This window comes from Acinetobacter sp. V89_7 (genome assembly GCF_029967895.1).
In the GTDB taxonomy this organism is placed as follows: domain Bacteria; phylum Pseudomonadota; class Gammaproteobacteria; order Pseudomonadales; family Moraxellaceae; genus Acinetobacter; species Acinetobacter soli.
Map to the genome: position 1 here is coordinate 1 of NZ_JASCAJ010000006.1, position 20,040 is coordinate 20,040.

26 protein-coding genes are annotated in these 20,040 nt (G+C 43.9%); 16 read left to right on the forward strand and 10 right to left on the reverse strand.

The annotated features are described in order from the left end of the window. Window positions 1-199 precede the first annotated feature (199 nt). The 3 genes from QLG00_RS00960 to orn form a co-directional block, all read right to left on the reverse strand. Window positions 200-1,003, reverse strand: coding sequence for an enoyl-ACP reductase (locus QLG00_RS00960; RefSeq protein WP_004940607.1), 804 nt, complete (start codon window positions 1,001-1,003; stop codon window positions 200-202). Window positions 1,004-1,150: 147 nt separating this feature from the next. After that, entirely contained in the window at window positions 1,151-1,882 is a 732-nt protein-coding gene (locus tag QLG00_RS00965; RefSeq protein ID WP_004940611.1) for a Bax inhibitor-1/YccA family protein, read from the reverse strand. A gap of 199 nt (window positions 1,883-2,081) precedes the next feature. Next, complete coding sequence (gene orn / locus QLG00_RS00970) at window positions 2,082-2,633, reverse strand: oligoribonuclease (protein ID WP_004945289.1); 552 nt, start codon at window positions 2,631-2,633, stop codon at window positions 2,082-2,084. Between the two features lie 123 nt (window positions 2,634-2,756). On the opposite strand from orn, the gene rsgA reads away from it, so the two are divergent. The 4 genes from rsgA to secB all read left to right on the forward strand — a co-directional run bounded on the left by rsgA (window position 2,757) and on the right by secB (window position 5,080). After that, window positions 2,757-3,815, forward strand: coding sequence for a small ribosomal subunit biogenesis GTPase RsgA (gene rsgA, locus QLG00_RS00975; RefSeq protein WP_282470370.1), 1,059 nt, complete (start codon window positions 2,757-2,759; stop codon window positions 3,813-3,815). Window positions 3,816-3,906: 91 nt separating this feature from the next. Next, on the forward strand, window positions 3,907-4,326 hold the full coding sequence (locus QLG00_RS00980) for a rhodanese-like domain-containing protein (RefSeq protein WP_004940620.1): 420 nt from the start codon (window positions 3,907-3,909) through the stop codon (window positions 4,324-4,326). A gap of 11 nt (window positions 4,327-4,337) precedes the next feature. Next, complete coding sequence (gene grxC, locus QLG00_RS00985) at window positions 4,338-4,595, forward strand: glutaredoxin 3 (RefSeq protein WP_004940623.1); 258 nt, start codon at window positions 4,338-4,340, stop codon at window positions 4,593-4,595. A gap of 29 nt (window positions 4,596-4,624) precedes the next feature. Further along, the gene (gene secB, locus QLG00_RS00990; RefSeq protein WP_004940626.1) at window positions 4,625-5,080 is read left to right on the forward strand and encodes a protein-export chaperone SecB; all 456 of its coding nucleotides are present in this window, start codon (window positions 4,625-4,627) and stop codon (window positions 5,078-5,080) included. 59 nt (window positions 5,081-5,139) lie between these two features. Here secB and cybC read toward each other — a convergent pair whose 3' ends face one another. Next, window positions 5,140-5,529, reverse strand: coding sequence for a cytochrome b562 (gene cybC / locus QLG00_RS00995; protein WP_025095784.1), 390 nt, complete (start codon window positions 5,527-5,529; stop codon window positions 5,140-5,142). A 121-nt stretch (window positions 5,530-5,650) separates the two neighbouring features. Then, the gene (gene coaBC / locus QLG00_RS01000) at window positions 5,651-6,907 is read right to left on the reverse strand and encodes a bifunctional phosphopantothenoylcysteine decarboxylase/phosphopantothenate--cysteine ligase CoaBC (RefSeq protein ID WP_048763332.1); all 1,257 of its coding nucleotides are present in this window, start codon (window positions 6,905-6,907) and stop codon (window positions 5,651-5,653) included. A gap of 109 nt (window positions 6,908-7,016) precedes the next feature. Between coaBC and radC the strand changes: the two genes are divergently transcribed. Together radC and QLG00_RS01010 are read left to right on the forward strand one after the other, a co-directional pair. Beyond that, window positions 7,017-7,730, forward strand: a complete 714-nt coding sequence (gene radC / locus QLG00_RS01005; protein WP_004940638.1) for a DNA repair protein RadC — start codon at window positions 7,017-7,019, stop codon at window positions 7,728-7,730. 54 nt (window positions 7,731-7,784) lie between these two features. Beyond that, window positions 7,785-8,696, forward strand: coding sequence for a bestrophin family protein (locus tag QLG00_RS01010; protein WP_004940641.1), 912 nt, complete (start codon window positions 7,785-7,787; stop codon window positions 8,694-8,696). On the opposite strand, the gene QLG00_RS01015 is transcribed toward QLG00_RS01010, so the two are convergent. Further along, window positions 8,693-9,541: a PHP domain-containing protein gene (locus QLG00_RS01015; RefSeq protein WP_055414381.1), complete on the reverse strand. Its 849-nt coding sequence runs from the start codon at window positions 9,539-9,541 to the stop codon at window positions 8,693-8,695. The genes QLG00_RS01010 and QLG00_RS01015 overlap by 4 nt on opposite strands. Window positions 9,542-9,587: 46 nt before the next feature. Between QLG00_RS01015 and QLG00_RS01020 the strand changes: the two genes are divergently transcribed. Genes QLG00_RS01020 through mnmC form a run of 4 tightly spaced genes read left to right on the forward strand, consistent with a single transcriptional unit; the run spans window position 9,588 to window position 12,913 of the window. Continuing rightward, window positions 9,588-10,202 (forward strand): septation protein IspZ, encoded by a 615-nt coding sequence (locus QLG00_RS01020; protein WP_004940647.1) that lies wholly within the window; start codon window positions 9,588-9,590, stop codon window positions 10,200-10,202. Window positions 10,203-10,234: 32 nt separating this feature from the next. Further along, window positions 10,235-10,537: a YciI family protein gene (locus tag QLG00_RS01025; RefSeq protein ID WP_004940649.1), complete on the forward strand. Its 303-nt coding sequence runs from the start codon at window positions 10,235-10,237 to the stop codon at window positions 10,535-10,537. 4 nt (window positions 10,538-10,541) lie between these two features. Then, window positions 10,542-11,003: a hypothetical protein gene (locus tag QLG00_RS01030; RefSeq protein WP_025095782.1), complete on the forward strand. Its 462-nt coding sequence runs from the start codon at window positions 10,542-10,544 to the stop codon at window positions 11,001-11,003. Between the two features lie 38 nt (window positions 11,004-11,041). Further along, complete coding sequence (mnmC, locus tag QLG00_RS01035) at window positions 11,042-12,913, forward strand: FAD-dependent 5-carboxymethylaminomethyl-2-thiouridine(34) oxidoreductase MnmC (RefSeq protein WP_282470371.1); 1,872 nt, start codon at window positions 11,042-11,044, stop codon at window positions 12,911-12,913. A gap of 37 nt (window positions 12,914-12,950) precedes the next feature. Here the strand turns inward: mnmC and QLG00_RS01040 are convergent, their stop codons facing one another. Further along, window positions 12,951-13,271: a rhodanese-like domain-containing protein gene (locus QLG00_RS01040; protein ID WP_004940657.1), complete on the reverse strand. Its 321-nt coding sequence runs from the start codon at window positions 13,269-13,271 to the stop codon at window positions 12,951-12,953. A 91-nt stretch (window positions 13,272-13,362) separates the two neighbouring features. On the opposite strand from QLG00_RS01040, the gene QLG00_RS01045 reads away from it, so the two are divergent. Next, window positions 13,363-13,851 (forward strand): YajQ family cyclic di-GMP-binding protein, encoded by a 489-nt coding sequence (locus QLG00_RS01045; protein ID WP_004940662.1) that lies wholly within the window; start codon window positions 13,363-13,365, stop codon window positions 13,849-13,851. Between the two features lie 29 nt (window positions 13,852-13,880). After that, window positions 13,881-14,375: a DUF4442 domain-containing protein gene (locus QLG00_RS01050; protein ID WP_282470372.1), complete on the forward strand. Its 495-nt coding sequence runs from the start codon at window positions 13,881-13,883 to the stop codon at window positions 14,373-14,375. 82 nt (window positions 14,376-14,457) lie between these two features. Here the strand turns inward: QLG00_RS01050 and QLG00_RS01055 are convergent, their stop codons facing one another. The 3 genes from QLG00_RS01055 to QLG00_RS01065 all read right to left on the reverse strand — a co-directional run bounded on the left by QLG00_RS01055 (window position 14,458) and on the right by QLG00_RS01065 (window position 16,208). Continuing rightward, on the reverse strand, window positions 14,458-14,817 hold the full coding sequence (locus QLG00_RS01055; RefSeq protein WP_171063771.1) for an acyl-CoA thioesterase: 360 nt from the start codon (window positions 14,815-14,817) through the stop codon (window positions 14,458-14,460). 67 nt (window positions 14,818-14,884) lie between these two features. Then, complete coding sequence (trxC, locus tag QLG00_RS01060) at window positions 14,885-15,310, reverse strand: thioredoxin TrxC (RefSeq protein ID WP_282470373.1); 426 nt, start codon at window positions 15,308-15,310, stop codon at window positions 14,885-14,887. 1 nt (window position 15,311) lies between these two features. Further along, window positions 15,312-16,208: an alpha/beta fold hydrolase gene (locus tag QLG00_RS01065; protein WP_282470374.1), complete on the reverse strand. Its 897-nt coding sequence runs from the start codon at window positions 16,206-16,208 to the stop codon at window positions 15,312-15,314. Between the two features lie 125 nt (window positions 16,209-16,333). On the opposite strand from QLG00_RS01065, the gene QLG00_RS01070 reads away from it, so the two are divergent. The 4 genes from QLG00_RS01070 (at window position 16,334) to QLG00_RS01085 (ending at window position 19,826) form a co-directional block, all read left to right on the forward strand. Continuing rightward, window positions 16,334-16,669 (forward strand): sulfur transferase domain-containing protein, encoded by a 336-nt coding sequence (locus tag QLG00_RS01070; protein WP_004940674.1) that lies wholly within the window; start codon window positions 16,334-16,336, stop codon window positions 16,667-16,669. Beyond that, entirely contained in the window at window positions 16,662-17,081 is a 420-nt protein-coding gene (locus tag QLG00_RS01075) for a sulfur transferase domain-containing protein (protein ID WP_004940675.1), read from the forward strand. The genes QLG00_RS01070 and QLG00_RS01075 overlap by 8 nt, the downstream gene beginning before the upstream one ends. 213 nt (window positions 17,082-17,294) lie before the next feature. Next, entirely contained in the window at window positions 17,295-18,674 is a 1,380-nt protein-coding gene (locus tag QLG00_RS01080) for a dihydrolipoyl dehydrogenase (protein WP_282470375.1), read from the forward strand. 105 nt (window positions 18,675-18,779) lie between these two features. Then, complete coding sequence (locus tag QLG00_RS01085) at window positions 18,780-19,826, forward strand: 5'-methylthioadenosine/S-adenosylhomocysteine nucleosidase (RefSeq protein ID WP_119026234.1); 1,047 nt, start codon at window positions 18,780-18,782, stop codon at window positions 19,824-19,826. Window positions 19,827-20,040 lie beyond the last annotated feature (214 nt).

Sequence of the window (20,040 nt, forward strand, 5' to 3'; positions counted from 1 at the left end):
CCCAAGCGTTCTAATACGCCAAATAGATTAATCGACATTGTTATTATCAGTAAAACTCATACTTATGTTGAATTTTAACCAATAGATACAGAACTGTCTATTTAGAGTTGTTAATGTTTTGCTAACGTTTTTATTTGCAACTGAATTTTAAATATAAAAAAATGGTGCCGAAGCACCATTTTAATTAGAAGATAAAAAATTATTCTTCATCCATAATCGCTTGGCTCATACCTACTGTGTTAAATCCAGCATCGACATACATGATTTCACCAGTAATACCCGATGCCCAAGGTGAGCAAAGGAATAACGCGGCATTGCCCACTTCTTCAATGGTCACATTACGCTTTAACGGCGATACTTTTTCATTGACATCCAGCATTTTACGGAACGATTTAATGCCTGAAGCAGCCAAAGTACGGATTGGGCCAGCAGAAATTGCGTTCACACGAATACCATCTGCGCCTAAGCTTGAAGCCAAGTAGCGTACGCCTGCTTCTAACGATGCTTTAGCAAGACCCATGACGTTATAGTTTGGCATTACGCGCTCAGAACCCTGATAACTTAAAGTCAATAAGCAACCCTGACGTGCTTGAAGCAGTGGCTTCGCAGCTCGCGCCATCGCCACAAAGCTGTAGGCACTGATGTCATGCGCAATACGGAAACCTTCACGATCAGTCACGTCTGTGAAATCACCATCTAAAGTGTGCGCAGGGGCAAAACCAATTGAGTGAACCACACCGTCCACACCGTCCCAATGTTTTGCAAGTTCTGCAAATGCATTGTCAATTTCCGCATCAACCGCAACATCACAAGGAAAAACAAGCGTTGAACCAAACTGTGCAGCAAATTCATCGACACGCTTTTTTAGTTTTTCATTTGGATAAGTAAACGCAAGCTCTGCGCCTTCACGATGGAGTGCCTGTGCAATACCGTAGGCAATAGATAACTTACTTGCAACACCTGCAATTAAAAAACGTTTACCTGTTAATAATCCTTGTGCCATTAGGTTTCTCACTGTATTAAATTTAGAAGCATAATGCCAAGCTTCACAACTTTTCGAAATTGCATAATGCATCTTTTTTTGATTTGCATAAAAAAATCGTACCCCTTACGGCGTACGACTTTTGATTTGAACAACTTGAGTTTTGGATTAGTCGTTCGACAACAGACCAATCAGACGCAAGAACGAGATATACATCCACACCAGCGTCGAGAGTAAGGCAATTCCGCACAACCATTCAAATGATTGCGGTGCGCGTTGTGCTGCAGCAGATTCGATCAGGTCAAAATCCAAAATCAGATTCAATGAGGCAATCACAGCCACAAATGCCGCAAAGCCAATGCCCAACCAATTGCTTTCAAAAATATAAGGTACACTAGATGCAAAAGCCAAACTCATGACCATTTGCACGACAAAGACAATGGCTATCGCAATGGTTGCAGAAAGCACCACCGATTTAAACTTCTCGGTTGCACGAATAATCTGGAACCGATACAAGCCGAACATCACCAAGGTGGTGACAAATGTAGCAAGTAGCGCTTGTAACGGCGCACCCGGAAATTTGGCCTGAAAAATAAAGGAAATACCACCTAAAAATGCACCTTCAAATAGTGCATAAGGAACCGCCAGCTTTGGTGCTGTATGCGCTTTAAACGTTGCAATCAGGCCTAAAATCAAGCCACCAATTGCACCCACCAGCATTGCAGCGTAAGCCATTCCTGCATTGGCGGTAAAAGCGCAATAAAAGAACAACGCTAAACCAGTAATGGCAGCCACCAAGGTCAGACCCACCGATTTTTGTACTGCGCCCGCTACAGTCATCGGTTGCTGAAAATCACTATATGTTTCAACGCGGGTTAATATAGGATTATTACTTTGCATCTTGATCTCTTTGTTATAATTCACTGGGAATACAACTCTATAGTAAAACAAAACCCTGTAAAACCAATTGGTTCCATCCTACTTTTTGTAACAATATGAATATATTCGTAAGACTTTGACCCCACCCGCGACAATAAAAAACCGCAGCCCAAAATTAAGCTACGGTGATACCTATTGCGCAGTTATTGCAACATGCAACTTAGTTTTTAATGAAAAAATATTCACGGTAGTAGCGCAGTTCTGCAATCGAATCACGGATATCATCCATCGCCAAGTGCGATGCATTTTTCTTTAATCCGCTCATAATTTCTGGACGCCAGCGCTTAGAGAGTTCCTTAATCGTCGACACATCCAAGTTACGATAATGAAAGTATTGTTCGAGTTCCGGCATCAGTCGATGCATAAAGCGACGATCTTGGCAGATCGAGTTGCCACACATCGGTGAAATTTTCGGATTCACCCATTTCTTTAAAAACTCAAGGGTTTGCTGCTCGGCATCATGTGCGGTCAATTTGCTGCGGCGCACACGTTCAATCAGTCCAGACTGACCGTGCTGACGAGTATTCCATTCGTCCATCGCATTTAATATACGATCGGGTTGATGAATTGCCAAAACCGGACCTTCTGCAAGAATATTCAAATTGTCATCGGTAATAATGGTGGCAATTTCAATAATCTGATCGTTATCTGTGTCCAAACCTGTCATTTCAAGGTCAATCCAGATTAACCGCGTATCCAGTGTGCTGCTCATATCTACCAAATCTAAATGCGAGAAAACACGAATAGTAGCAAATTAATCGTCGCTACGCTGTAACTCGATGGTCAGTTCATGCTATTTTTGCGACCTCGGTAAATGGGTTTTTTTAGGATATGAATGGCTCTAATTCGTAAACGTCGCTTGACTGAACAGCAGCAACGCCGGATCAAGAAACAACAGCAAACACGCCAAGATGATGTAGACACGTCCAGTGATTTAGAAGGACTGGTGGTACAGCATTATGGTCGTCAACTCGAAGTTCAGGCCTTGTCGACACCCGATCCACATCCTGAGCGACCTGAAGTTGCAGATGGCGAACCTGAGCCTTTTTGGAAGCCTATTGAAGTGGGCAGCGTTTGGCGATGCCATACCCGTACCAATTTAGAAATGCTGGTGACTGGGGATCGGGTAAAATGGCAAGCCGACCCAAACACGGGACTTGGGATTATTACCGCGATTCAACCACGACGTTCTTTACTGACTCGTCCAGATCGCTATCACAAGGTGAAACCTGTTGCAGCCAACATCAGTTTAATTGTGATTGTCTTTGCAGTATTACCTGAACCAGCACCGACACTGATTGATCGCTATTTGGTGGCCTGTGCCGATGCCGATATTCCAGCTTTACTGGTGCTTAACAAGTCGGATTTGTTAACCGAACAAGATCCAATTCTGAATATGCTTGAAGAATATCAAGCACTGGGCTATGAAACATTGGTATGTCATGCCAAAGGCGACCTGCACAGCTTGCAACAGCGTCTAGACAACGAAACAGTTGCCTTTGTGGGGCAATCTGGTGTAGGTAAAAGTTCACTCATCAATGCCATCATTCCAGATGCGGAGCAAAAAACCAATATCATTTCTGAAAACTCGGCACTGGGTCAGCACACCACCACCTCAACCCGACTGATTCGGTTTGGTGAAAATGGCGCATTGATTGACTCACCGGGAATTCGCGAATTTGGACTCTGGCATCTCGATGCCGAAAAAATACGCCATGGTTTTCCAGAAATCGATCAGCGTTTGGGACAATGCCAATTTCGAAATTGTACCCACACGCATGAAAAGCATTGTGGCCTAAAAGTGGCCATCGAAAACGGTGAAATTCTGCCGCGCCGACTGGATAGCTATTTGCGATTGCTGGATGAAATTCAGGAAGCGCAACAAAAAAGTTAATTTTTCTAAATATTGCTCTTGAACTGGTGATTTTGATCACCATGTATATGAGCTATACTCTTCGTCAATTTTGAGTTTAATTAGGTGGCTTGTGGAACGTTGGTTGGAGTTTATGGGGAATCACCCCTTTTTATTTGGAACACTTGCAGTTCTGGCTGTGTTGTTTTTTATTTTTGAAGGACAACGTAACGGACGCAAAATCTCCCCACAATCGCTTGGTATTTTGATCAAAGCCAAAAATGCGCAATTGATCGACCTACGTGATGCCAAAGACTTTCGTGAAGGTCATATCAGCGGAAGCCGTAACATTCCGTACAGCCAAATCGCCAGCCATGTAGACGAGCTTAAAGCAAGTGATCGTCCACTGGTGTTCATTTGTAACCTTGGTCAAGTTGCCGGTAGTGCGCTGCAAAAAATCGGACACGCCGACAGTTACCGTCTCGACGGCGGTATTAGCAACTGGAAAGGTCAAGGTTTGCCACTGGTTAAAGCAAAGACGACTAAAGCTTAAGGAGCAATTTCATGACTGCAAATGTTACGATTTATTCAACTACAGTATGTCCGTACTGCATTCGTGCAAAACAACTGCTTGAGCGCAAAGGCATTGAGTACAAAGAAATTAATTTGTCAAATGAAGCACCAGATGTGCGCATCGAACTGATGCAGCGTACCAATCATCGTACCGTGCCTCAAATTTTTATCAAAGATCAGTTTATTGGCGGTTTTGATCAACTTTATGCCTTAGAGCGTGAAGGCAAACTCGACGAGCTACTGGCTTAATTTCGCTTTAAATTGTTAAGGAAAAAAGAATGAGTGAAGAACAACAAACTCAACCGCAACTTGCTTTAGAACGTCTTTATACCAAAGACATTTCGTTTGAAGTCCCAGGACCGCAAGTCTTTACAAAACAATGGCAACCAGAGTTGAACATCAATTTGTCGTCTGCGGCAGAAAAAATTGATCCAACGCATTTTGAAGTGTCATTAAAAGCGGTTGTTCAAGCAAATAACGAAGGCGAGACGGCATTTATTGTTGATGTGACTCAGTCTGGTATTTTCTTAATTGACAATATCGAAGAAGACCGTCTTCCGTACATTTTAGGCGCGTACTGCCCGAATATCTTGTTCCCGTTCTTACGTGAAGCGGTCAACGATATGGTCACCAAAGGCAGTTTCCCACAATTGCTTTTGACACCAATCAACTTTGATGCAGAATTTGAAGCCAATCTTCAACGTGCTCAAACGCAAGTTGAAGGCCAAGCTTAAGTTGCATTGAGCATAAAAAAGCGACCTGTATGGTCGCTTTTTTACATGTAAAATTGCAATTATTTGAATTTTTTGTGATTGCTGTTACGAATATCGATTAATTTCTTTCCTTCAATTTTGGCCTGATCCAGCTTACCCGCCTTCACTAAAAGATTGGTTTTATCAATTTCGGCAACCAGTTGATCCAAGCCCGCGTGATACCCCATCACCTCTGGACTATTGTCTGGTTTATTGGCCAGCTTTGGTGGCTTAGATTTTTTCGAATCTAGCGCAGCCATTTTCATTTTACTTAATGCCATTTCTGCGTCTTTGGCATTACTTGCTTTTGAAAAGTCAGAATACGACGTTGCAATGCTGATCATGTTGTTTTGAAGGCTGGCTGCCATAGTCAGGTGGCTCACGCTCAAACAGCTTGCAAGTAACAGGCTTCCTATTAGTTTCTTGTTCATACACTCAGTCCATTTTACAGAGATTATCTCCCCCTTAAAAATATACAGTTTAGAGAAAAACATAAAGCGCCTTTTGTAGGAGCTTTATGTTTAAAAACTTAAAACTTGATCAGCCGCAAAACTAAACTTTACGGCGCAGTGCATCAGAAATGGCTTCAACCAGTTGCTGCGCAATTTCCTGCTTAGACGCTTTTTCTAGCTCTCGCTTTTTCAGGTGATAACGCTCGGCAAAAAACACCATCATGGCATTTTCATCCGATGCAAATCCGATATCTTTGCGTGACACATCGTTGCAGGCAATCATGTCCAGATTTTTAGCCACCAACTTACCAGCCGCATAAGCTTCCACGTTTTGTGTTTCTGCCGCAAAGCCCACCATAAATGGCCGCTCTGCTTGCTGTGCAACGGTGGCCACAATATCCGGGTTCTTAATGAGTCGCACCTCAAGTTCATCGCCCGATTTTTTAATCTTCTGCTCAGCCACTTGTGCAACGCGATAATCGGCGACAGCCGCAGTGGCAATAAAAATATCGCAACCTTGTTTGAGCGTATTCAAGCTTTCATCGAGCATTTGCACCGCAGATGCTACATTGATGCGCTGTACACCATTTGGTGTATCCAGACTCACCGGCCCGGCAATCAAGGTTACTTTAGCACCCGCAGCATAGCAGGCTGCTGCCAATGCAAAGCCCATCTTTCCAGTACTATGATTTGAAATATAGCGCACGGGATCAATCGCTTCACGGGTTGGACCAGCAGTAATCACAACATGCTGTCCGGCCAGCAAACCAAATTTTTCTGCAATCGCACGTTGAGCTTTATGGAAGTACTCTCGCACCTGATAAGCCAGTTGCTCGGGCTCAGGCATACGCCCCAAGCCTACGTCGCCACAGGCTTGCGCGCCTGCATCTGGCATAATAACGTGTACACCGTCTTCGACCAGCGTTTGTAAATTACGCTGGGTGGCTTTGGCCGCCCACATTTGCTGGTTCATTGCAGGTGCAACCCATACCGGTGCTTTAGTGGCTAAATACAGCGTGCTGAGTAAATCATCGGCCAAGCCCTGTGCAAATTTGGCAATCGTGTCGCAACTGGCGGGAGCAACCAGCACCAGATCTGCCCAGCGTGCAAGTTCGATGTGTCCCATACCCGCTTCGGCTTCGGTGTCGAGCAATTCTGTATGGACAGGATAGCCAGACAAGGCCTGAAAGGTTAAGGGTGTGATAAAGGCTTGTGCGCCATGTGTCATGACCACACGGACATTAAATCCATAATCTTTTAATCGGCGTACCAAAATGGCACTTTTGTAGGCCGCAATACCGCCTGTTACAGCTAAAATAATGTTTTTATTTGGAATGACACTTAAATCAAAGCTCACGAACAGCATACCTTTCTGTTGCAGTGGCGCTCACAATAGCATTAAATAGACCTAGACCCAAGTCATTGTAATTTCGAAATCAGAACTATAACGTACATCTTCAATCAGAATGCAACAGTCTATTAAATTTTGGCCCAAGCACGAACAACCCCGAGAACGGTTACTGCACACTGGGCCTGCAAGCTTATCAGATGCCGAACTGCTGGCCATCTTCTTACGTACGGGCTCCAAGCAGCACTCGGCAGTTGAGCTGGCACGCAACATGATTCAACATTTTGGCGGCCTGAATCCAGTCTTTGATGCCTCCTTAGAAGAACTTTCCGGCTTTCATGGAGTGGGTGCAACCAAATATGCGCACTTAATGGCGGTAAAAGAACTCGGACGGCGCTATCTCGAACATTATTTTCATCAAGATGCCTTAAGTTTGTCTTCCTCCGAACAGGTGCTGGATTATTTACGTTATGAACTGTTGGGAGAAAAACAGGAAATTTTTGCCGTGCTGTGTCTCGACAACGAATTAAGAAAGCTGCATTTTAAAAAATTGTTTTTTGGCTCTTTAAATAGCTGCGAGATCTCGATTAATCAAACGTTACGTTATGCGATACAACAACACGCATCACATCTTGTGATTGCGCACAATCATCCCTTCGGGCACGCACTACCCTCCGAGGCCGACACGACCCTTACTCAACGCTTACTTCAGGCCTGTGAACTGGTTGACATCCAGTTAATCGATCATTTTATTATTGCAAAAAACGGCTGCTTTTCATTTGCAGAACACGGCTTACTTCATGTACAAAAAAATCAATCGCCCAGATATTGACAAAGCCGCACCGACTGGTGAAGATCATGCTCAAAAAAGCTGTGAACGTCTCGCATGATTGTCCGTGATCAAACCAATATTTTTCGCCTACTCTTTTCTTGGCGAGGAACCATTTTACCCAAAATTCTTCCACCGCTTGGGATTTTGATGCTGATCTCGGCTGTGATTGGCGGCATTCAATATACCCAGATTTTTAATTTTCCCCAGTTACCGTTGGTCGGCTTTACCCTTATTGGTGTGGTGCTATCGATTTTCTTGGGGTTTAAAAACAGTGCATGTTATGACCGTTGGTGGGAGGCACGTAAATTATGGGGATCCCTGATTGCAAATGCGCGTCACTTTGATCGTGACTGTAGAATTTTACCGCAAGGACGACGTGAACGGATCATTCAGCATGTAATTGTATTTGCGAACGTTTTACGTGATCGTCTACGTCACCAAACAGCCAATCCGACTGAGCTGACCGAAACCAGTGGCTTGAGCCAGCAAGCACTCACCCAGTTGTATCAACAGGTGAATGCACCGCAATACACCTTAAGCCTTATTCACTGGGAGTTAATGCAAGCACTGAAAGAAGGCGAAATTAGCGATATTATTTATACCCAGATGAATCGGTATGTGGCCGAATTCAGTCTGGTACAAACCGGATGTGACCGTATTGCCAATACGCCTATTCCTTTTGCCTACTCTGTTTTGCTTAACCGAACCGTATACTTTTTCTGTTGTATGTTGCCCTTTAGTTTAGGCTCGACCCTTGGTTTGGCAACTCCGATCTTGGTGGGCATTCTGACCTATACTTTTTTGGGCCTTGATGCTTTAAGTACTGAAATTGAAGAGCCTTTTGGCACGCAAAGTAACGACTTACCTTTAGATTCGATGGTGCGCATGATCGAAATTGAGCTATTGAGTACCTTGGGTAAACCGACGCCTCCACCGATTCAAGCGCAAGATAACAACTTGCTTTAGAAGCTTTCCCAAATGCCGGTCTGCCGAGGATTAGGCTGTGGCGTATTGCCCAGTTTAATCCATGGCATATTGTCGCCATGAAAATCACTGCCAATCGATACCTTTAAATCAAATTGTGCAATCAAACGATCGACCATCTGGCGCGTAGAGAGTGGGTCAATACTGGGTGGTAGCTCAACTGCATCGCCACCCAACGAGGCAAAATACTCAATTAAGTAGCGAATATTGGTAGACGACAGATCGTAGCGAGTCGGATGTGCCAACACAGCATAACCTTTGCTTTCATGAATAATACGAATCGTCTCGGGCAGCGCTAAACCATCAAATTTGACATAGGCCCGTTTGCCTTCTTTTAAAAAGCGGTCAAATGCCTGCTGCGGACGACTCACAATTCCTTTTTCAATCAGGGTTTTGGCAATATGGGTTCGGGTAATACGGTCAGGGACATGCTCTACCTTGGCCAGTACATCCGGATAAATATCAAATCCGATACAGCCTTCTAACAACTGACAAATTTGCTTGGCACGCGTCGCCCGAATATTTTTTTGTATCACTAATGCATCTTGTAGGGGCTTTGGATTTTGCATATTCAGCGCCACAATATGTACGCCATAAGCTTTTTTGGTATTGGGACGAGACCACTGACTTGAAATCTCCACACCAGAAATAATATGAATATCATGATCTTGGGCGATTTTTCGCGCAGTTTCCAGCCCATCCATCGTGTCATGATCGGTCAGTGCTAAGGTATGAATACCGCACGCGACAGCAGATTCGACCAAAGCCTGAGGCGATAAGGTCCCATCAGAAATATTGCTGTGCGTATGTAAATCTATGCCGTGCATCTTCTATACTATGCCATTCGTTATGATCTGGTTTAGATACTCTAACATGAAAGCACTTTTAGACTTTGTGCCCCTCATTATTTTCTTTTATTTATATAAGACTGTCGATCCGGCCGATACCCAGCATCCGTTATTGAAACTGATTGGTTCGGCTGGTGGTGTAGACAATAACAATATTTTGGTTGCGACCACAGGTCTCATTATCTCGATGTTGATTGTATACGGCGGGCTGTTCATTTCACAAAAATTTCGTCTTGAAAAACAACAATGGATTGTGTTGTTTATGACCGTAATTTTTGGTGGCATTACCTTGATGCTCAGCGATGACTTCTATATTCGTCTCAAAGCCGTCATTCTTAATCTGGTGTTTGCAGGTGCCTTTTTACTGTCACCATTTTTTAGTAAAGATAAAACACCGCTGATTCAACGTTTGTTTGGCCCTATTTTTGAATTATCAGCCAAAGGCTGGAAAAATCTAAACTTTGCATGGGCTGCCATGTTTGTGGTGATGTCATTACTGCATTTCTTCTTTGCATTTGTATTTATGCATGGAAAATATTGGGGTGAATTTACCGCATTTGGTGACATGATCGTGATGTTTTCATTTATCATTATCCAGTTTGTTGTATTACGTAAATTTTTCAAGACACCAGATGCCTAAGCTTCTGAAAATTCTTACAAAAGGATATCCTTATGCCTTTATTTGTGGTGACCTGTACAGATAACGAAGGGACGCTAGAAAAACGTTTAGCGACGCGTCCACAGCATCTCGAACGTTTACAAAAACTCGATGACGAAGGCAGACTGATTGTCGCGGGTGCCATGCCTAAAGAAGCAGGCAATCCGCAGGCTGGCTTTTACGGCAGCACCATTATTGTTGATTTTGACAGTCGTGAAGCGTTGGATGCTTGGTTAAAAGAAGAACCATTCTGGATTGAAGGCGTGTATGGGCACATCGATGTCAAACCCTTTAATAAAGCCTTTCCAAAAGAGTAATTCCATGTCTCACACGCTGAAAACGCTGATCGGCTTATCTTTGCTGTGCTCAAGTGTTTGGGCTGTTGAACCAACGCCTGCACCCGCTCAACCTAGCACATCTGCTGCTACAACTGCGACGGCTCCAGCAACTGCTAGTGTGGCAAATGCAGCCAATACTGCATTAAAACCGCTTACCGCCGAGCAAATTGCCAAACTCAAAGCTGAGCAAGATGCCAAAATTAAAGCGCTGGTTAAAGATCAGGCCGGTCGTTTAAAACAGCTTGAGCAAGCCAATCTAGATGCTCTGACTCAAAACCAAGAATTGCAGCTTAAAAACGACAATCTTATGGTGCAGGTTCAGGTATTGCAAAGTGAACGCAGTGCCCAAATGTTTTTGTATGGCGCCGCCACGATTGCGGTCGGGGTAATTCTAGGCTTTCTGATTGCAGGTTATGTCTACACCAAGCGTCGCCGTCAATGGTAAACTCAACCCTCTATTCACCCGAATAAAAGGATCTGTGCGTGTCAGCGAGCATCCAAACCGCAACGTTAGATTGGCATTGTGTAGACGGAATTGATGTTCCGGTCTCAAAGCAGTTTGGAGATGTGTATTTCTCCAAAGACAATGGATTGCTCGAAACACGCCATGTTTTTTTAAATGGTAATGATCTGCCTACACGTTTGGCAGCCTTAGCACCATTTGAGTACTTTTGTGTAGGCGAAACAGGATTTGGAACAGGCCTGAATATCTTAGCGCTCTGGCAACTCTGGCAACAGGTACGTCCCGATAACCAGAGTCACTTACATGCCATCAGCGTGGAGAAATTTCCGCTCAGTAAAACCGATCTGTGCCGCGCACTTCGTGCATGGCCCGAGCTTAAACCGCTTGCAGATGCACTGATTGAGCAATACCCCCTCCCGATTGCCGGGTGTCATCGCTTAAATTTTCCAAACGAGCGATTTAGTCTGGATCTTTGGCTCGGTGATGCTCACGATGTATTTCCATGTATCGTTAAAACGCAGGCGGTTCATGCGTGGTTCCTCGATGGTTTTGCGCCTTCTTGTAATCCTGAACTTTGGGAAACTCAGGTTTTAAGCCAAATGATTCGGCTTTCTCAACCCGGCACTACTTTTGCGTCATTTAGTGTGGCTGGTGTGCTCAAACGTGGCCTCAGAGAGCACGGTATTCAAATCAGCCGACCACGAGGTTTTGGGCATAAACGGGAAATGCTAAAAGGCATTTGGCCCGATGCTGAAGAACACTTAAAGGAATCCACCTCTTCAGGCCAGCAACACTTTGCCGTTATTGGGGCCGGAATTGCAGGTTTAAATTGTGCATGGGCTTTGGCGCAGCGCGGTCATCAGGTGACGATCTTTGAGCAGGCACATCCTTTATCAGGCGCATCTGGTAATCCACTGGCGTTACTCAATCCTAAGCTGTGCCCGATTACACAAAGTCCAGATCATTTAATGCTGGTGTGCTGGCAATATGCGATGCGCTTTTATCAGCGCTTTGGTGCGTTTCGTGCCCTTGAGGTCAATCAGATTGCACTCAAAGAGCCTGAGCAATTGCTGGCGCTGGCAGCACAATATCCCGAGCAGCTTTTACAGCCTCAGCCTGCTCAATCCTCACCGGTTCAAACGCCTTTTGATGCCCTCACCTTAACGCAAGCCGGTGCAATTCGGCCGCATCAGTTTTGTGAGGAAGTTTTAGCACATCCCAATATTCATTTGCAGATAGCCCAGATTGATCAAATTCAGGAAGATACAGATCATGTGCGTATCATGGCGCAGCAACAGGAGTTATTGCGTGCCTCGGCCGTGATTGTATGTGCTGCACGGCACAGTGCCGTATTGTTTGAGCATTATCCACAGCTTAAGCCAATTCGCGGACAAATCAGCTGGGTGGATAGCGCAGCGCATCCATTGCCTTTTGAGCAGGCATATAGTTATGGAGGCTACTGCATGCAACTGGATGAGACACATTTGATTCTGGGCGCATCATTTTTGCCACAGCGTGAAGATAATGAGGTCAACGAAGAAGACCATGTGCATAACTTTAATTTAATCCACAGCGTCTTCCCAGAATATGCACAAGGATTGCCGCCAGTGAGTACATGGTCAGGTCGTGCCGGAGTGCGGGCACAATCTCCAGATTATTTTCCTTTGGCTGGTGCACCAACTGCACAATCCAGGTTATATACGCTTGCAGGACTGGGTTCAAAAGGGTTTATGTTTTCCCCACTCTGTAGCGAAATACTTGCCGCACAGATTCTAAAAGAAAGTTGCCCTGTGCCAGAGAGTTTGTTCAAACGCTTGAATCCACAACGCTTTAAAAAGAAAGTTGCAATCAAGCAAAGAACTGAACACCCTAAACCTGAAACACACTCATAAAATTTCAGTTTAAAAAAAGCGCCCGAAGGCGCTTTTTTTAGGCTGTGTGCCCTTGATCCAAAGGCATTCCGGCAGCCTTGGCTGCGCGAGTACCACCCATTAAGATCACGTATTCACGCGAGTTATCAAGCTCTTCAAGCTTTTCAGCAGCGCGCGGGGCTTTACTACCACCACCACATAAAATATAAATCGGCTGATCCGTTGGCACCTGAGTTAAACTTTCTGCACCTAAATCACCGATCGGTCGATTTTTAGCACCTTTAACATGCCCTTCAGCATAAGAACTCGCATCACGGACATCCCAGATAATGGCATCTTCTGGGAACTCAAATGTCGTAATTTCTTGTTTACGGATCATTGCGCACTCCTTTGATGTAAACAACACTTGGCAAATGAAGAAAACATCCCTAGCATCTCAAATATTCTTTCACTTTGTAAAGGTCTAAACCATGCCTTCTTTTGATATTGTCTCTGAATTGGAACTTTTTGAAGTTAATCACGCGGTTCAAAACACGCAAAAAGAGATCCAGACGCGTTTTGACTTCCGTGGTCAAGACGTTACCATCGAACTGAACGAAAAATCGAAAGAAATTAAAATTTCGACAGAAAGCGATTTTCAGTGTGAGCAAGTGTATACCATGCTTGAAAATCATTTTTACAAGCGCAAAATTGACGTCCAAGCGCTTGATCCACAAAAAGCCAGCGCATCAGGTAAACATGTGGTTCAAGTCATTAAACTGAAAGACGGACTTGACTCGGATACCGCAAAAAAAATCAATAAAGCCATTAAAGAAAGCGGCATCAAAGCGCAATCTTCAATTCAGGGTGACAAAATTCGAGTCAGCGATAAAAAACGCGACACATTGCAACAAGTGATGGCCTTTTTGCGCGAACAACAATTTGGTCTACCGTTACAGTTTAATAATTTCAAAGACTAATTTTTCTGCGGTGTAGATGGGGACGTGTTATGACTCAGACCAATCGTTTAGCAAAGCTGGTAAAGGCGACTTCTAAATTTCCTAAAGGGCTTCGAAGCACGCTTTGGAGTAAAGCCTTTGGTCGGATTGTGCCGATGGTGGGCACAGCCAATATTCGTTATTTAGAGGTCGATCAGCATCATGTCAAGGTTCGTCTGGAGAACCAGCGCAATATGCAAAATCACATTAAGGGCTTACATGCGGCCGCGATGGCTTTACTGGCAGAAACGGCAACAGGGTTTCTGACTGGTTTACATGTTCCCGATGACCGGATTTTACTGATCAAGTCTTTGCATGTCGATTATCTCAAAGTTGTTCAAGGTGGGTTAACCGCAACCGCTGAATTAAGCCATGAGCAACAGCGTTTTATCGCAGAGCATGATAAAGCTGAGCTTTCCATTCCGGTTACGGTGGTTGATGATGCTGGTGTGGAAGCCATTCGCTGTGAAATGATTTGGGCATGGTTGCCTAAACGCAAACCCTAAATACGCTCAACCGCATAGAAAAAGGTACAGCATCGGCTGTACCTTTTTAATTTCAATATATGCTCTTGAATTGATTTGAGTTCTATTGGGCTAAAAATGCCTGTTTGACCTCATCTGAAATTTGACGTTTATTGCCGTTTACATCGACAGCCACAAACGTAAATACACCCTCAGTGACACGTTTTGCAGAACGTGAGCTGTCATGGCTGTCCCATACTTCAATTTGCATCTGAATCGAGGTATTGCCCACTTTCAAAATTCGGGTATAGCAACTGATCACATCCCCTACTTTGACTGGAACCAAAAAGGTCATCTGATTAATGGAAATGGTTGCACAGCGCCCTTTGCTAAAGCGCTCCGCATGAATGGCACCAGCCAAGTCCATCTGCGATACAATCCAGCCACCAAACACATCTCCACTCCAGTTGGTATCCGCAGGCATGGCAATGGTTTGTAAAGACAATGTCCCTTCAGGTTTTATAGGGGTATCCAACACATTAACTCCGAAATTAAGACTGTAGGTGCTGATCTAACCATTGTTGCATTTCGGTTGATCGCAGCGCGCCACTTATTCTAGCAATTTCAGTGGTTTTATTCATCAGCACCAAGGTCGGAATACTACGAACATGAAATGCCTGACTGAGTCGAGGCGAAGTTTCGGTATTGATCTTGGCAAAGATTACTTGAGGATTTTGAGCCGCAACCTGTGCAAAATGAGGCGCCATCATCTTGCACGGACCACACCACTCAGCCCACAGGTCAATCAGAATGGGTAAATCACTATGTGTCACAAATTGACCAAAATTCTGCTCATTTAATTCGATCGGCTCGCGCGGTAAAAGCTTGGCATGGCACTGACCACACTGCGGATCTGCACTCAGTTTTTCTTCGGGAACGCGATTTTTTGCACCACATGACGGGCATACAACAATCATGTTAGCTCACTCCAATATGTCGATGTAAAAATTCTAATTGGGTTGCGATGGCTTTTTCAAACCAAATACCGTGATAAACATCAAAATGTTGCATATTCCACTCATGATAATCGACAAATGGTGCAATATTGGTTGCAGCTTCGCGACTCGAGTCAATCGGAATCAAGGAATCTTGCTTAGCCGCAATAAACAAAACCGGCACACTGATATTGCGCACACTCTGAATAGGTCGAAAGCGCAGCAGCTGAAAAAAGGCACGTGCAGGAACCTGTCCGCTCCAGTAAAAATCAGGGTTGACAATCGACAGATACCCCAAGCGGCTATCAGATGTAGGCAAAAAACAGAGTTGCTGTTCGGCGATAACGGGAAGTGTTTTGGGAGCCAATCCGACTTTGGCTCCCATATAATCTTGACTGGAAAGTTTCAGCGCCCGAGGCAACTGCTGTAAAGGATACAACTTGGCACTTTCTGCACCGTCAATAAAGGGCACCTGCGCAATTACGGCATGCACATGCTTCAGCTCTGCTGCCAGGCTTAAAACATATCCACCACTTAAGTCAGTTCCCCAAAGTACGATGCGCCGCTCATCAATCAGTTTGCTGGCAAGCATATATTGAATCACGGTTTTCCAGTCATCAATTTGCTGCTTTAAATGTACCAGCTCCCTAGGCTTACCCGTACTGCCACCCCAATAACGATAATCAAATAACACCACCGCGTAACCGGCTTGTGCAATCTTCTGTGCATATGCAGCTAATTTAAAATGACGCAATCCTGCAAAGCCATGCGCCATAATGACCACGGCAGGTTTTTTTTGATGTTTGGGTCGGTAAAAGTCAACAGCAATCAGGTCTTGACCATGTTGTACATACAGTGGTTCAACTGTATAAGCGTGCATACGTGCTCCATTGCCTTCACGATAAGCTCGATTGAGTTTGAAAAAAACGTATGACGCTTTAACTCAATATCTTGCATAATGCTATGATACAGCATATACGTTTTTTTAGAATTTGGAGTGACAAAATGACAGAGAATGTCGGTTTCGCCGGTCAAATTGGACCAGAACATCTTGCACAAGTGGTAGAAAAAGGCTTTAAATCGATTATCAATAATCGTCCAGATCTTGAGGGTGGTCCAGAACAGCCAACCAGTTCACAGATTGAAGAAGCTGCTCGTAACGTTGGTCTCGACTACGTTTATCAGCCTGTGGTAGCTGGTCAGATTAGCGAACTCGATGTACGTACTTTTGCAAATCATTATAACGAGTTACCAAAACCAATTTTAATGTTTTGTCGTACCGGTAACCGCTCCAACAACCTCTATCAACTCGCCAAACAGATGGATCTGCTGGATGACTAATCTTGTTCGAATTTGCATTCTTACATTTTTATTTTTAAGTCCGGTCACACTCTTTGCACAATCTGCAGTCACACAGGTGAGTTCAGCCGTGACAATTTCTGATGAAATTTCGTTGCAGGACTTAAACCAGCTAATCGACCGCAGTCGCTTTCGCTCTGTGATTTTGCAGCGTCCAGATCATGATCGTGGCAATGGTCTTACGGTATATCAACTCAGAGACGTCGCTGAAAAAGCCCGTGTCAGTTTGATCTATCAACCCATTGAAAATGGCAGCAATACTCAAACAGATATTTACGCTTTTGCTCGCTACTATAACAGCTTGCCAAAGCCGATTTTACTGATTTGTAAATCTGGTAAACGCGCGCTCGATTTGTATACTCAAGCCAAGCAACAAGGTTTACTGAATGACTAAAGTATTCATCATGATGATCTGTGTATGTTCGCTACTGACTGCATGTAGCAGCATGAATGTCCGTCCAACCGTCGGCGTGAGTATGGGCGTTCCGCTCTGAAGTTTTGTGCGTCCAAAGCACTCTCACCTTACACGCGCTAACCAAACAGCCTGCATTCGCAGGCTGTTTTTATGTTAAAGATAGAGATAGAACAACAAAATGGTTTTTGCATAATGTACGACATTATTATTATTGGTGCAGGCACAGCGGGTATTAGCGCTTATAAACAAGCAGTGAAACACACACAAAATCTACTGATTATTAATGACGGACCTTGGGACACCACCTGTGCCCGTGTAGGCTGTATGCCCAGCAAAGTGCTGATTGCCTCCGCCAATCGCTGTCATGATATTCAACAGCTCGATCAAGTCGGCCTGAAAGGTCGCGTCCAACTCGATTGTACAGACGTCATGCAGCACGTACGTACACTTCGAGATTCATTTACTGCGTCTACATTAAAAGAAGTGAACGCTTGGCCTGAACAACACAAATGTTCTGGTAAAGCCGAATTCATAGATGCCTCCACTGTGCGTGTGAATGGGCAAGACTATCAAGCGAAAGCATTTCTTTTGGCTGTCGGCTCCACGCCCAATGTGCCCGGTTTATGGAAAGCACAATTGCAACATCGTCTTATTACCTCAGATGATATTTTTGAACTTCCCACGCTTCCACGTTCTGTAGCAGTCATTGGCAGTGGTGCCATCGCGATCGAGATGGCACAGGCATTATCTCGTTTAGGGGTCAAAATCACTATTTTTGCCCGTAGTCAACGCGTCGGTATTCTTTCTAGTCCTTCACTACAGCAACTTGCTCAGACCATTCTGGCAAAAGAGCTTGATATCAAATTTGAAGTGCTTCCCGATCAGCTTTTACTTGAACATGATCAGGTTAAAATCAGTTATCGCCAAGAAGGACAACAAGTCACCGAGCATTATGATTATGTATTGAATGCAACCGGACGGGATTCATTACTCAATACATTAAAATTAGAAAAAATCTCGCCAGAGTATGGCGATATCAAAAAATTGCCTGTAGATTCAAAGACAAAACAATTGGGCGATTTTCCAATTTTTATTGCAGGTGATGCCTTTACCAGCACACCAGTTCAGCATGAAGCAGCCTTTGAAGGCAAAATGTTGGTTCAGAATTGTTTGAATTATCCCGATGTTCAAAATGTAAAATTATTAACGCCCTTAAGTATGGTGTTTTGTTCACCAGAAATGGCGATTGCCGGACGTTCTCACAAACAACTGACTCAAGCAAAGCAAGCTTTTATTACGGGTGAAGCCTCATACAGCAATCAAGGACGCGCAAAAGTACTGGGTAAAAATCAAGGCGCAGTTGAAGTTTATGTTGATCCTGAGTCTAGAGTACTGCTAGGTGCGGAATTATGTGTCGAGCAAGCAGAACATATGGCACATATGCTGGCTTGGTCAATTGCGCAAGATGCAACCATAGATGATGTTTTACAATTTCCGTTTTATCATCCAACGCTTGAAGAAGGATTACGTACTGCCCTAAAAGCAGCACGACGTCAACTTGACCAAACTTAATACGCTAAAATCGCAGCAAATTTTATGACATATTTTGGAACAGTTATTGCTTAATTATTTATAATCTCAGTATTAAGTTTAACTTCAAGAAAGAGTTTATTTACGATGCAGTTTTCAAAATTAGCGGTAATTTTTGGTGCGATTGGCCTAACAGTAGGTCTCGTTGGATGTACCACAACAACTCCATCGATGAAGGTCCAATCCATGACAACAACGCTTCAACATCTCACCGACAGCACACCGCGCCTTGCTATTATTGCAGCATTTGGTCAAGAAGCTGATCTACTGATTGAATCAACTAAAGACAAAAAAGAATATCTCATTAATGGTAGAAAGTTTGTCACCGGTACATTAGAGAATGCACCTGTTGTGATTACCTTAAGTGGTATCAGCATGACCAATGCCGCTATGACCACTCAAATGATCAGTGATCATTTTAATTTAAAAGGGATTGTGTTTAGCGGTATCGCAGGCAGTCTAAATCCAAACCTTCACGTTGGTGATGTAGTCATTGCCAAAAGCTGGTTAGCACCAAATGAAGTGTATTATAACAATACGAAAGAGTTACCCTCGGCATGTGGTCAACCCGGTGATATTTCATGTTTAGGGATTAAACTGGCCGACAATGTTCCGGCTTGGAATAATCAGTTTTTACGTGAAACCAACGTGATGAATGCCAATAACTACAAAAATGTTGCGCTTACAAGTCGATTTGGTGACACCGATGTGCCAATGGCATATGGCGAAATGCGTGTCGATTTCCCTGTAGATCATAAAATGCTTGCAATCGTTGATCGCGTGCAAAAAAGCACTGAAAAACAGTTAGAAGCCATTTGTTCAGGCGTAGACTGTTATCATCCAAAGATTGTGGTTGGACAGCGTGGCATCTCTGGTGGTGCATTCTTAGCCAATGCAGCATATCGTGATTATCTACATAAAAACTTGCTTGGCGATTGTGTAGATATGGAAACAGCAGCTGTGGCACAAGTGGCTTATTCAAATAATATTCCATTTATTGCATTTCGTAGCTTGTCTGACCTCGCAGGTGCAGACCATGATCCAAACGTTGCAGCTTTCTTTGGTTCAGGCATCGCACAGCGAAACGCAGCGAAATTAACGATGTCTTTTATTCAACAGTGGAATGCTCAGTAATTTAAGTATTAAAAAAGGGCATCTGCCCTTTTTTTATGTCTTATTGAATGTGGAATTGATTGATTTCTTGTTTTATTTTTCTATTTCTATTCTTTTTTCTTTCCCTTTCATTTAGGCATAAAAAAGCCCCCTTAACATATGTTAAGGGGGCTTAGTATTTAAAAGCTGGCGATGACTTACTCTCACATGGCTAACGCCACACTACCATCAGCGC

Excerpts from the sequence above, each read along its gene's own strand:
- QLG00_RS00960 (WP_004940607.1), bottom strand. The coding sequence starts at position 1,003 with ATGGCACAAGGATTATTAACAGGTAAACGTTTTTTAATTGCAGGTGTT.
- QLG00_RS00965 (WP_004940611.1), bottom strand. The coding sequence starts at position 1,882 with ATGCAAAGTAATAATCCTATATTAACCCGCGTTGAAACATATAGTGAT.
- orn (WP_004945289.1), bottom strand. The coding sequence starts at position 2,633 with ATGAGCAGCACACTGGATACGCGGTTAATCTGGATTGACCTTGAAATG.
- rsgA (WP_282470370.1), top strand. The coding sequence starts at position 2,757 with ATGGCTCTAATTCGTAAACGTCGCTTGACTGAACAGCAGCAACGCCGG.
- grxC (WP_004940623.1), top strand. The coding sequence starts at position 4,338 with ATGACTGCAAATGTTACGATTTATTCAACTACAGTATGTCCGTACTGC.
- secB (WP_004940626.1), top strand. The coding sequence starts at position 4,625 with ATGAGTGAAGAACAACAAACTCAACCGCAACTTGCTTTAGAACGTCTT.
- cybC (WP_025095784.1), bottom strand. The coding sequence starts at position 5,529 with ATGAACAAGAAACTAATAGGAAGCCTGTTACTTGCAAGCTGTTTGAGC.
- radC (WP_004940638.1), top strand. The coding sequence starts at position 7,017 with ATGCAACAGTCTATTAAATTTTGGCCCAAGCACGAACAACCCCGAGAA.
- QLG00_RS01010 (WP_004940641.1), top strand. The coding sequence starts at position 7,785 with ATGATTGTCCGTGATCAAACCAATATTTTTCGCCTACTCTTTTCTTGG.
- QLG00_RS01015 (WP_055414381.1), bottom strand. The coding sequence starts at position 9,541 with ATGCACGGCATAGATTTACATACGCACAGCAATATTTCTGATGGGACC.
- QLG00_RS01020 (WP_004940647.1), top strand. The coding sequence starts at position 9,588 with ATGAAAGCACTTTTAGACTTTGTGCCCCTCATTATTTTCTTTTATTTA.
- QLG00_RS01025 (WP_004940649.1), top strand. The coding sequence starts at position 10,235 with ATGCCTTTATTTGTGGTGACCTGTACAGATAACGAAGGGACGCTAGAA.
- QLG00_RS01030 (WP_025095782.1), top strand. The coding sequence starts at position 10,542 with ATGTCTCACACGCTGAAAACGCTGATCGGCTTATCTTTGCTGTGCTCA.
- QLG00_RS01040 (WP_004940657.1), bottom strand. The coding sequence starts at position 13,271 with ATGATCCGTAAACAAGAAATTACGACATTTGAGTTCCCAGAAGATGCC.
- QLG00_RS01045 (WP_004940662.1), top strand. The coding sequence starts at position 13,363 with ATGCCTTCTTTTGATATTGTCTCTGAATTGGAACTTTTTGAAGTTAAT.
- QLG00_RS01050 (WP_282470372.1), top strand. The coding sequence starts at position 13,881 with ATGACTCAGACCAATCGTTTAGCAAAGCTGGTAAAGGCGACTTCTAAA.
- QLG00_RS01055 (WP_171063771.1), bottom strand. The coding sequence starts at position 14,817 with ATGCCTGCGGATACCAACTGGAGTGGAGATGTGTTTGGTGGCTGGATT.
- trxC (WP_282470373.1), bottom strand. The coding sequence starts at position 15,310 with ATGATTGTTGTATGCCCGTCATGTGGTGCAAAAAATCGCGTTCCCGAA.
- QLG00_RS01065 (WP_282470374.1), bottom strand. The coding sequence starts at position 16,208 with ATGCACGCTTATACAGTTGAACCACTGTATGTACAACATGGTCAAGAC.
- QLG00_RS01070 (WP_004940674.1), top strand. The coding sequence starts at position 16,334 with ATGACAGAGAATGTCGGTTTCGCCGGTCAAATTGGACCAGAACATCTT.
- QLG00_RS01075 (WP_004940675.1), top strand. The coding sequence starts at position 16,662 with ATGACTAATCTTGTTCGAATTTGCATTCTTACATTTTTATTTTTAAGT.
- QLG00_RS01080 (WP_282470375.1), top strand. The coding sequence starts at position 17,295 with ATGTACGACATTATTATTATTGGTGCAGGCACAGCGGGTATTAGCGCT.
- QLG00_RS01085 (WP_119026234.1), top strand. The coding sequence starts at position 18,780 with ATGCAGTTTTCAAAATTAGCGGTAATTTTTGGTGCGATTGGCCTAACA.